Annotated in this window: 9 protein-coding genes; 6 read left to right on the top strand and 3 right to left on the bottom strand. The window is 73.0% G+C overall.

The genetic code is table 11. The annotated features are described in order from the left end of the window. The first annotated feature begins 195 nt into the window (after nucleotides 1-195). From H5J29_RS10570 to H5J29_RS10580, 3 genes are read left to right on the top strand one after another with little or no spacing between them, the layout of a single operon-like run. Nucleotides 196-1,896: a choline dehydrogenase gene (locus tag H5J29_RS10570; RefSeq protein ID WP_181780753.1), complete on the top strand. Its 1,701-nt coding sequence runs from the start codon at nucleotides 196-198 to the stop codon at nucleotides 1,894-1,896. Nucleotides 1,897-1,943: 47 nt separating this feature from the next. Then, nucleotides 1,944-3,185, top strand: coding sequence for a glycosyltransferase family 2 protein (locus H5J29_RS10575; RefSeq protein ID WP_181780754.1), 1,242 nt, complete (start codon nucleotides 1,944-1,946; stop codon nucleotides 3,183-3,185). Continuing rightward, entirely contained in the window at nucleotides 3,182-4,054 is an 873-nt protein-coding gene (locus H5J29_RS10580) for a glycoside hydrolase family 16 protein (RefSeq protein WP_181780755.1), read from the top strand. Before H5J29_RS10575 ends, H5J29_RS10580 begins: the two co-directional genes overlap by 4 nt. A 62-nt stretch (nucleotides 4,055-4,116) precedes the next feature. On the opposite strand, the gene H5J29_RS10585 is transcribed toward H5J29_RS10580, so the two are convergent. Together H5J29_RS10585 and H5J29_RS10590 are read right to left on the bottom strand one after the other, a co-directional pair. Beyond that, nucleotides 4,117-5,502, bottom strand: coding sequence for a glycosyltransferase (locus H5J29_RS10585; protein WP_181780756.1), 1,386 nt, complete (start codon nucleotides 5,500-5,502; stop codon nucleotides 4,117-4,119). Nucleotides 5,503-5,521: 19 nt separating this feature from the next. Continuing rightward, nucleotides 5,522-7,045, bottom strand: a complete 1,524-nt coding sequence (locus tag H5J29_RS10590) for a lipopolysaccharide biosynthesis protein (RefSeq protein ID WP_181780757.1) — start codon at nucleotides 7,043-7,045, stop codon at nucleotides 5,522-5,524. A 146-nt stretch (nucleotides 7,046-7,191) separates the two neighbouring features. Between H5J29_RS10590 and H5J29_RS10595 the strand changes: the two genes are divergently transcribed. Then, on the top strand, nucleotides 7,192-7,794 hold the full coding sequence (locus tag H5J29_RS10595; protein ID WP_181780758.1) for an acyltransferase: 603 nt from the start codon (nucleotides 7,192-7,194) through the stop codon (nucleotides 7,792-7,794). 55 nt (nucleotides 7,795-7,849) lie between these two features. Continuing rightward, nucleotides 7,850-8,251, top strand: coding sequence for a hypothetical protein (locus H5J29_RS10600; RefSeq protein WP_181780759.1), 402 nt, complete (start codon nucleotides 7,850-7,852; stop codon nucleotides 8,249-8,251). Between the two features lie 57 nt (nucleotides 8,252-8,308). On the opposite strand, the gene H5J29_RS10605 is transcribed toward H5J29_RS10600, so the two are convergent. Continuing rightward, on the bottom strand, nucleotides 8,309-8,899 hold the full coding sequence (locus H5J29_RS10605; protein ID WP_181780760.1) for a hypothetical protein: 591 nt from the start codon (nucleotides 8,897-8,899) through the stop codon (nucleotides 8,309-8,311). A 222-nt stretch (nucleotides 8,900-9,121) separates the two neighbouring features. Here H5J29_RS10605 and H5J29_RS10610 point away from each other — a divergent pair. Next, nucleotides 9,122-9,664: glycosyltransferase family 2 protein (locus tag H5J29_RS10610; RefSeq protein ID WP_181780761.1), on the top strand; the 543-nt coding region annotated here is incomplete at its 3' end.

Consider the following 9,664-nt stretch of genomic DNA (forward strand, 5'->3'; position numbering starts at 1 on the left):
CCAGCCGTGATGCCCCGCCGGGGCATCCGAGTACCACCGACGACGAGGTCGGAGCACGGCCACGCACCCGAGGGGGCGCGTGGATCGCACCGCGATATCGTGACCATGCTGCCGTTCGGCGGTTCGGGTGAAACCCGTCCGCCGGTCTTGCGGGGGGCACCGATCGCAGCGTCTTCGGAGGAGGGCTCTCACCTCATGTCGGATCAGGTCTACGACTTCGTCGTGGTCGGTGGCGGGGCTGCCGGTTGCGTGCTGGCGAACCGGCTCAGCGCCGATCCGTCGAACCGGGTGCTGCTGCTGGAGGCGGGGAAGTCGGACCCGTTCTGGGACGTCTTCACCCACATGCCCGCGGCCATGGGCCTCGCGATCGCGAGCCAGTCGCACAACTGGCACTACCAGTCCGAGCCCGAGCGGTTCATGAACAACCGCCGTATGGACCAGCCCCGCGGCAAGCTGCTCGGCGGCTCCGGGTCCATCAACGCGATGACGTTCGTCCGGGGCCACCCGGCGAACTTCGACGAGTGGGGCCGGGTCACCAAGGACGAGGCGTGGGACTACGCGCACGTCCTGCCCTACTTCAAGCGGATCGAGGACTCGCTGACCTTCGGCGGGAACGAGTACCGCGGTCGCGGCGGCCTGCAGACGGTCGAGAAGGCCCCTGCGGACCACCCGCTGTTCTCGCTGTTCTTCGAGGCGGCGCAACAGGCGGGCTACAACATCACCGCGGACCTCAACGGCGCGGTGCAGGAGGGATTCGCGGCGTTCGACCGCAACATCCGCCGCGGCCGCCGCCAGTCGTCGTCGCAGGCGTACCTGCACCCCGTGATGGGCCGCCCGAACCTCGAGGTCCGCACCCGCGCGCTGGCCACCCAGGTGGTCTTCTCCGGCAACCGGGCCGTCGGCGTCACGTACCGGTCCGGCGACGAGGAGCGCATCGTGCGGGCCAAGGAGGTCGTGCTCGCGGGCGGGGCCTTCAACACCCCGCAGCTGCTGCAGCTCTCCGGCGTCGGCCGGGCGGACGAGCTCGCGGCCGTGGGCGTGTCCCCGGTGCACGACCTGCGCGGCGTCGGCTACAACCTCGAGGACCACCTCGCGGTCCAGGTCCAGCACTCGTGCACCCAGCCCATCTCGATGGTGCACATGAAGGACAAGAAGAACTGGCCGAAGATGGGCCTGCAGTGGCTCGCGGGCCGCGGCCCGGCGACCAGCAACATGTTCGAGGCGGCCGGCTTCATCCGCAGCAACGAGGACATGGACTTCCCCGACGTGATCGTCGGCTTCGCGGCCATGGCCATGAAGTTCGACGAGAAGCGGATCGTGGACGGGCACGGCTACCAGGTGCACGTCGGCACCATGGCGGCCCGCTCGCGCGGCAGCGTCACGCTCAAGTCGACCGACCCGACGCAGCACCCGCGGATCGTGTTCAACTACCTGGACAACCAGCGGGACCGGGACGACTGGGTGAAGGCGGTCCGGATCGCGCGGCACATCATGGCGCAGCCCGCGTTCTCCGGGGTGGACGGCGGCGAGGTCGTCCCCGGGGCCTCCGTGCAGTCGGACGAGGAGATCCTGAACTGGATCGCCGAGGCCGCGCAGACCGGCCTGCACCCCACGGGCAGCGCGCGGATGGGCACCACGGCGGACGACGTCGTGGACCCCTCCTCGATGCGGGTGCACGGGGTGGAGGGCCTGCGGGTGGTCGACGCGTCGGTCTTCCCCACGGTCACCAACACCCAGACCTACGCCCCCACCCTGATGGTGGCGGAGAAGGCGTCCGACATGATCCTGGGTAACACGCCGTTGGAGCCGGTGCGGCTGGCGCGTCCCGAGGTCGTCTCGCAGGCGCGCCCGGCCGCGGCGTCGGACGCGGTCGTGGCACCGGTCGCCTCGGCCTGACCAGCGCCCAGGCGGCCCGACCGTTTGACTCAGCACGGAGGACGTCGATGGAACTGCCCCAGCGGGCACCGGCCTGGGTAGGCCGTGTGGACCGGCGGGCCGAGGGCCCGGATGCGCTCGACCTCTCGGTCGACCCGCGTTACGTGGCCGCGCGGCTGCTCGTCACGGCGGGGGAGGTGCCCGCGGGGCTGATCACCGTCGGACTCACCGGTGGTCGTGCCACGACGTCGACCGTGCGGGCCGCGATCGAGGCGCAGCTCGGCCCCGACTCCGGGGCCGAGACCGCACTGCCGGCCTCGGCGGAGCCGCTGACCGTCGTGATCGCCACGCGGGGGCGGGCGGAGAGCCTGCGCACGAGCCTCGCGGCGGTCGTCGCGGGGGACCACCCCGCCGTGACCGTCGTCGTCGTGGACAACGACCCGGTGGACGAGAGCACGCGGCTGGTCGCGGAGGAGTTCGCGGACCGGGGCGTGGTGTACGTCCGGGAGGCGCGGCGCGGGCTGTCCGTGGGGCGCAACCGCGGCCTGCGCGAGGCCGCCACCCGGCTCGTCGCCTTCACCGACGACGACACCGAGGTCGACCGGCACTGGGCCTCCCGGATCGCCGCGGTCTTCGCCGCCGAGCCGGGCCTGGCCTGTGTGAGCGGGCCGGTGATCGGTGCCCGTCTGGAGACCGAGGAGGAGCTCGCCGCGGAGCGGGCGCTCGTGTGGAACCGCGGCTTCGCGTCGCGGCGCTACTCGCTCGCCCACCCGCCCGAGGACTCGGCGATCTTCCCGTTCTCGCCCGGGCTGTTCGGGATCGGCGCGAACTTCGCCGTCCGGGCGGACATCGCGCGCGCGGTCGGGGGCTTCGACGAGGCGCTGGGCGCGGGTGCGCCCACGCGCGGCGGCGAGGACTGCGAGTTCATGGTGCGGCTGGTGCTCGGCGGCCACGAGGTCGGCTACGACCCCGGCGCGTTCGTCTGGCACCACCACCGCTCGTCGCCGGAGGAGCTGCGCAGCCAGCTGCGGGGCTACTCGATGGGGCTGGGCGCGTTCCTCACCAAGATCGCGCTGGATCCGAGGGCGGGCGCGATGGCCGCCCGCAGGCTGCCCGCCGCCGTCGCCCAGTTCCGGCAGATCGGGGACCGCGAGGCCACCGCCGGTGAGGGGATGGCCGCCGGGAGCCTGCGCGAGCGGATCACCTGGATCGCCGACGGGGGCACGGCCTACGTCCGCGGCAGGCGCGCCGCCCGCCGCTCGGGTGGCCGCGTGCCCAAGCTCTCGCCCACGGGGACGGTGGATCGGTGAGTACGCCCGAGGCTCCGAAGCCGGAGCCCGAGGGCGGGGACGCCCCGCCCCGGACGGTCTCCCGCCGCACGCTGTACGTCGTGGCGGGCATCGCGATCGTCGCGGTGATCGCGCTGATCGCGGTGCTGGTGACCCGGCCGTCGTCGCCGACCACCCCCACCACGCAGGCCCCCGAGCCCGGCGCGCCCGCCACCACCACGGAGACGCCGAGCGCGGGCACCGAGACCAGCGCGGCCACGCTGCTGGGCTGGGGCGACCCCGCCAGGGTGGACGAGTTCGACGGGCCCAAGCCCGCGGGCTGGAACATCTACAACGGCGAGGGCCACGACGGCAACGGCCGCCGCACCCCCGACGCGATCAGCGTCGAGGACGGCATCCTCACCATCACCGGGGACTCCCGGGGCAACACCGGTGGCATGGCCCTCTACCCCGGCCAGCAGTACGGCCGCTGGGAGGGCCGGGTGAAGCTCCCCGACTCCGACCCCACCTACCACGCCCTGCTGCTGCTGTGGCCGGACGCGGAGGACTGGCCGGAGGGCGGCGAGGTCGACTTCATGGAGGCGACCTCGGGGGGCAGGCAGGACGTGAACTTCTTCCTGCACTACGGCGAGGACAACGACCAGGACAAGGGCGAGGTCGCGGTCGACGCCACGCAGTGGCACAACTGGGCGGTCGAGTGGACCCCGGACCACATCATCGGCTACCTCGACGGCCAGGAGTGGTACCGGAACGAGAACACGGACCACCTGCCCCCGCGCCCGATGCACCTCACGATCCAGCTGGACTGGTTCCCCGAGGACGGGGACCCGGCCAACGTGCGGGAGTCGGAGATGCAGGTCGACTGGATCAAGGAGTACCCGCTCCGCTAGGAGCGCCCGACCGCAGGACGGCACCCTCTCCCACTCGGTGGGCGAGGGTGCCGTTCGTCGTCCTACTGGGCGGGGCGGCGGGCCGCGGGCATCTTGAGGGTGCGGGCGTTGGCGATGTCGATGCTGCCCGTGTCGGTGTCCAGGTCCGGGTCGAACCAGGCGGGCACCGGCGCGGCGATGCCGGGGCCGATGCGTTCCGAGCTGTTGAAGGTGTCCGGGCGGATCCGTCCGGCGGCCCGGCCCGCGAAGTAGGTGCCGACCCCGGCGATGGTGCGGGCGATCTCCGCGCGGGAGGGCCGGACGTGCTCGGCGATGGCCTTGCGGTACCAGGCGAGCTGGACGTCCAGGGCGTGCTGCAGGCTGTAGTGCCTGCGCACCAGCTCCAGGGCGAACTCCGCGTTCGCCTTGCGGCGCAGGGGGTCGACCAGCAACGTCCGGAGCTCGCGGACGAGGACGTCCTCGCCGGTGCCGCCGTCGCCGATGCCGTAGAAGCCGTGCCAGCGGAACTCGCGGGCCGAGCGCCGGTCCAGCACCTTGAAGTAGCCGTGCTCGCCCTGCACGATGCAGGGCTTGCCGAAGGCCATGGCCCGCAGCACCGAGCCGCCCATGCCCAGTGCGATGTCCGCGGACTCGTAGGCCGGGCGGGGGTCCACCCGCAGGCCGGGCAGGGTGACGACCTCGCGGCCGACCCGGGCGTTGGTGGCGGCGGCGAGGGCCTGCAGCTCCGGCATCGCGGGCCCGTCGCCGACCAGGACGAGCCGGATCGGGTGCTGGTGGGCGATGCGGCCCGTGGCGCGGATCGCCGTCTCGAGCCCCTCCTGCTTCAGCGCCCGGGCGAACCGGCTGACCGCGACCACCATGATCTCGTCCGGCTTCACGCCCATCTCGGCGCGGAACGCGTCGCCGCCCGGGTAGCCCGGGTACTGGCCGACGACGTCGGTGGGGATCTCCAGGATCCCGATCGAGCCGGAGCGCTCGCGCGTCTCCATCGCGATGAGCGGGCCGCAGACCTGCAGCGGGATGGTGCCGGGCATGAAGTCCGGCACGGACATGCTGTTGATCGTCATGGTCATCGGCACGTCGTCGGAGCGGTGCGGGCCGAGGAACATCAGGATCGACGGCGTGAGCTCGTAGGTGTGCACGAGGTCCGGCTGGACCCGGCGGACGAGCTCGCGCATCCTCCGGTACGCACTGCGCGCGGTCGGCGCGATGTTGTCCGGGGAGAGCTCCTCGATGGGTTCGAAGGGCAGGCCGTTCTCGGCGATGACGTCCTGCAGCACGCCGGGGGGACCGGCGAGGGTGACCTCGTGACCGAGGTCGCGGGCGCCTGCGGCCAGGTCGACCGAGTTGCGCTGGCTGCCGCCGATGCCCAGGTTGTGCAGCACGACGAGCAGGCGCAGCCGACGGTCCGCGTGGAGGGGTCGGACCGATCCGTTCGGCCTGGTCACGTGCGGATTCTCCTGTCTCTCACGGCGTCCGGCTCGTGGTCGCCGCGTCGACCGAGGCGGTCGGCTCGGGGTCCTCGCCGGGGTCCTCCTCGCGCGCCTCGCGGCGGAGGGTGCTCATGTACCGCAGCAGCGGCACCGCGACGACGACCGCGGTGACCGCCTGGGCGAGCAGGAACGCCAACCCGGCACCCCCGACACCCATCCGGTCCATGAGGACCACGGCGAGTCCGATGACGAGCGCAGCTGTACACACTTCCATGACGACTACGCGGCCCATCTGGTTGCGTAGTCGAGAGGTGTTGATGAAGTTCATGTTGACGATCGTGAAGGGGATCGCGAGCACCGCGTAGCGCAGGACCCAGCCGCCCTCGTCGGAGTAGGTGTCCCCGAGGATCGACAACAGCCAAGGCCCCAGGAAGAACAGCACGGGGACCCCGATGCCGCCGATCAGGTAGCTGAGCCGGAACGTGCGCTGCATCAGCTTCCACTGCTGGCGCCGGTCGTGGCTGGCCTCCACCACGTACGACGAGCTGATGTTCCAGATCAGGACGCTGAAGGACTCGGCGATCAGCCAGGGCACCGCGTAGTACGCGTTCGCCTCCGTGCCGAGCCGAGCGACCACGAGCAGCGGCAGCACCAGCGGGATGATGACCGTGACGGCCCCGGTGGCGTACTCCGCGAGGAAGATCGTGCGCAGCCCCCGTCGGTTCGGCATCGGCGGGGTGCCGGGACCGGGCGGCGGGATGCGGGGGAGCAGGCGCAGGAACAGGATCGGCGCGACCACCAGCTGCAGCAGGATGATCGGGATCGCCCAGGCGACCAGGATGCCCTTCTCGAACGCCAGGTTCGCGAACAGGATGAGCAGGCCCATCTTGCCCAGCGCGAACAGCAGCTGTTCGAGCGGGATCCAGGTGGACCGCCGCAGCCCGGTGAGCACCCAGTCCTGGAGGGTGGACAGCGCCAGCAGGACGACGAGCAGCGGGAAGCCGAGCCGGTCCCACGTGGTGGGGAACAGCTCGTCGTGCGGGAAGAACAGCAGGAAGCCGAAGCCGAGGACCAGCGCGATCGCCGTGGCGATGCCGTACCCCGCGAGGACCAGCCTGCGCCCCTTGCCGTGCGCGGACGCGAGGACGCGGCCGAAGAGCAGCCCGACGTTCGACGCCGCGATCTGCGACAGCATCGTGGCCGTGGACAGGATGGCCGAGGAGCGGCCGACCTCGGAGGCCGGCAGCCGCGCCGCGATGGCCCAGAACCCGAGGCCCACCAGCGCGGTGATCCCGGTGGCAGCCATCAGGGCGAAGGCGTTGAGCTCGAAGCTGGGCACGAGCCGCTTGCGGGGCGCCTCGGGGTCGGCCACCACCACGGGCACGGCGGCGGTCGCCTGCGCCGCACCGGGCGCGGGCACGATCGCGCCGAAACGCTCGGTGGGAGGGTCGGCGTAGGGATCGGCTCCCGGCCCGGTGATCCGGTGCACGGTGTCCTGCCCGCCGGGGCGGACGGCGGTACGCGGGAGGTCCTGCGTCCGCTCGTTGTCTCGATCCACTACCGCGCTACCCCGTCAGACCTGGTCCTGCTCTGATCTCGGCCCGAGCACGGTCCCCGTGCCGTTCTCGTGGCCTGACGAGCCTAGTGGTCACCCGGTCACCGGCCGCGGCTAGGGTCGCGCGGACGGGTGAGAGGGGTGCGTCCATGACCGGGACGACGAAGAGTGCGCCGGGCACGGCCGTAGGGGTGCGGGTGCACCCGCAGGGCCTCTGTGAGAGCGACGACGTCGGGGCGGGGACCCGGGTGTGGGCCTTCGCCCACGTGCTGCCCGGGGCCAGGGTCGGGCGGGACTGCAACATCTGCGACTGCGCGTTCGTCGAGGGCGGCGCGGTGCTCGGGGACAACGTGACCGTGAAGAACGGCACCCTCGTGTTCGAGGGCGTGACCTGCGAGGACGACGTGTTCCTCGGCCCGAACGTGCTGTTCACCAACGACCTGCGCCCGCGCGCGGCGATCAAGCGCAGCGGGGACGCGCTGGTCGCCACGACCGTGCGCCGCGGGGCCACGCTCGGCGCCGGGACCGTGGTGGTCTGCGGGGCGGAGATCGGCGAGCACGCCTTCGCCGCCGCCGGGGCGGTGGTGACCCGCTCGGTGCCCGCGCACGCCTTCGTGGCGGGCAACCCGGCCGTCGTCAAGGGGTGGGTGTGCGTCTGCGGGGAGCGGCTGCCCGAGGACCTGCTCTGCGCCGACTGCGGCACCGCCCACGAGCGGGTGGGCGAGGGGCTCCGGGTCCGCGCGGACGGGTGACGGGGCGTCGCTAGGGTCGGCGGGCACCCGTTCCACTCCCGCTAGGAGACACCGCATGGACCGCACCACCGCCTTCAAGGCCCTTCGCGACGTCGGCGCGGCCGCCTGGTTCGGCGGCTCGCTGATGGGCGCCTCCGGGCTCAACGCGGCGGCCGACGCGGCGGGCGGCCCCGCGGACCGCGAGCGCGTGGTCTCCGCGGGCTGGGCGAAGTGGACCCCGATCTCCCGCGCGGCGCTCGCGGCGACCCTGCTCGGCGGCGTCGCGCAGCTCGCGACCCGGCGCAGCAAGGCGGACGTCGTGGGCGTCGGGCTGACCACCGCGGCCGTCGGGCTGACCGCGGGGACCGCCGTGATGGGGGCCAAGGAGGTCCCGGAGACCACGATCCACGCGGTCGAGTGGACGATCCCGGCGCTGCTGGCCGGGGTCATCCTCGCCGGGGCAGGCCGCAAGGGCTGACGCCCGCGACGGCTCTCGGGCCCGCGCGTTCGGGCCCGCGCGTTCAGACCCGCGCGTTCAGACCCGCAGCCCGATGGCGAACGCGCCCCAGGGCAGGGTCTCCAGGCGGGCCTGGAAGCCGAGCTTCTCCAGCAGCGGGACGGCCTCGTCGGCCGCCGCCGCGCTGCGGGCGTCGGAGATCTCGATCTTGATGCAGCGCACGTCCCGTGCCCAGTCACCGTGGCGGAGCAGCTCCTGCCAGGCGCTCTCCACGCTGACCAGCAGGTAGTCCACCGGGGCGCCGCCGGTCCAGTCCGCGAGCAGCCTGCCCGCGTCGGACGCGTCGATCACGATCGGGCCGACCTGCTGGGTGCCGTTCGTGCTGCGGTCCTGCGCGTCGGGGTCCGCGATGTTCACGCCCCACGCGTCCCGGCCCCAGTCGACCTCGAGCGTGGTGTCCCGGTGCCACACCGCCGTCTCGACGATCCGGCCGCGTTCGCCGAGGTGCTCGATGTTGCGGCGGGCGAGCACGGCGTTGTCGTAGTCCGGCTCGACGCCGAGCACCCGGGCCTCCGGGTACTCGGCGGCCAGGTCGGCGAGCAGCAGGCCGATGTTCGCCCCGAAGACGGCGACGTGCCGGACCGGGCCCGGCATGTCCGCGGGCGGCATGTGGTGGCCGTTCTCGAGGAACTGGAACGCGGCGTAGTCCCGTGACCGCGGCCGCAGCCAGACGATCCGGTCTCCCGGTCACGACCACACCGGCCCGCGGCCGACGCACAGACGACTGATCACCCACCTGCGGACCGTACCCCGGTCGGGCGCCGGTCTCAGTGTCGTCACAGCGGCGATCGGACACAGTGACGTCGAGGCGGAGCGGAAGGGACGTGGGTGATGGTTCCCGAGTACGGACCGACCTGGGTCGGCCGCACGGAGGTCGACGAGGTCGCGGGCCTGCAGGTCGAGCCCGGCTACCGGCACGCCCGGCTGCTGGTCACGGCGGGCGGGGACGCACTCGGCGAGATCACCGTGGGGCTGCGGCGCGGTACCGCGGACGCGGTCTGCCGCGCCGAGGCGGTCCGGCTGCAGATCGGACCGACCCCGCGGCCGCGCGAGGTGCCGTCGTCGGAGGAGCCGCTCACCGTCGTCGTCCCGACGCGGGGGCGCACCGACGGGCTGGTGCGCGCGGTCCGGGCGATCCTCGCCGGCGACCATCCGGCGTTGACCGTGCTGGTCGTGGACCAGGCCCCGGTGGACGACCGCACCCGGCTCGCCGTCGACCGGCTGGCCGACCCCCGCGTCTACTACCTGCGCGACGCGCGATGCGGCCTCTCCGCGGGCCGCAACCGCGGGCTCGTCGCGGCGACCACCCGGCTCGTCGCCTTCACCGACGACGCCACCGAGGTCGACCCCACCTGGACGCGCCGGATCGCCGGT

It is taken from the genome of Pseudonocardia pini (assembly GCF_013870575.1).
Taxonomy (GTDB): Bacteria; Actinomycetota; Actinomycetes; order Mycobacteriales; family Pseudonocardiaceae; genus Pseudonocardia; species Pseudonocardia pini.

Coding starts and splice junctions, on each gene's coding strand:
- H5J29_RS10575 (WP_181780754.1), top strand. CDS start 1,944: ATGGAACTGCCCCAGCGGGCACCGGCCTGGGTAGGCCGTGTGGACCGG.
- H5J29_RS10570 (WP_181780753.1), top strand. CDS start 196: ATGTCGGATCAGGTCTACGACTTCGTCGTGGTCGGTGGCGGGGCTGCC.
- H5J29_RS10600 (WP_181780759.1), top strand. CDS start 7,850: ATGGACCGCACCACCGCCTTCAAGGCCCTTCGCGACGTCGGCGCGGCC.
- H5J29_RS10595 (WP_181780758.1), top strand. CDS start 7,192: ATGACCGGGACGACGAAGAGTGCGCCGGGCACGGCCGTAGGGGTGCGG.
- H5J29_RS10605 (WP_181780760.1), bottom strand. CDS start 8,899: ATGCCGCCCGCGGACATGCCGGGCCCGGTCCGGCACGTCGCCGTCTTC.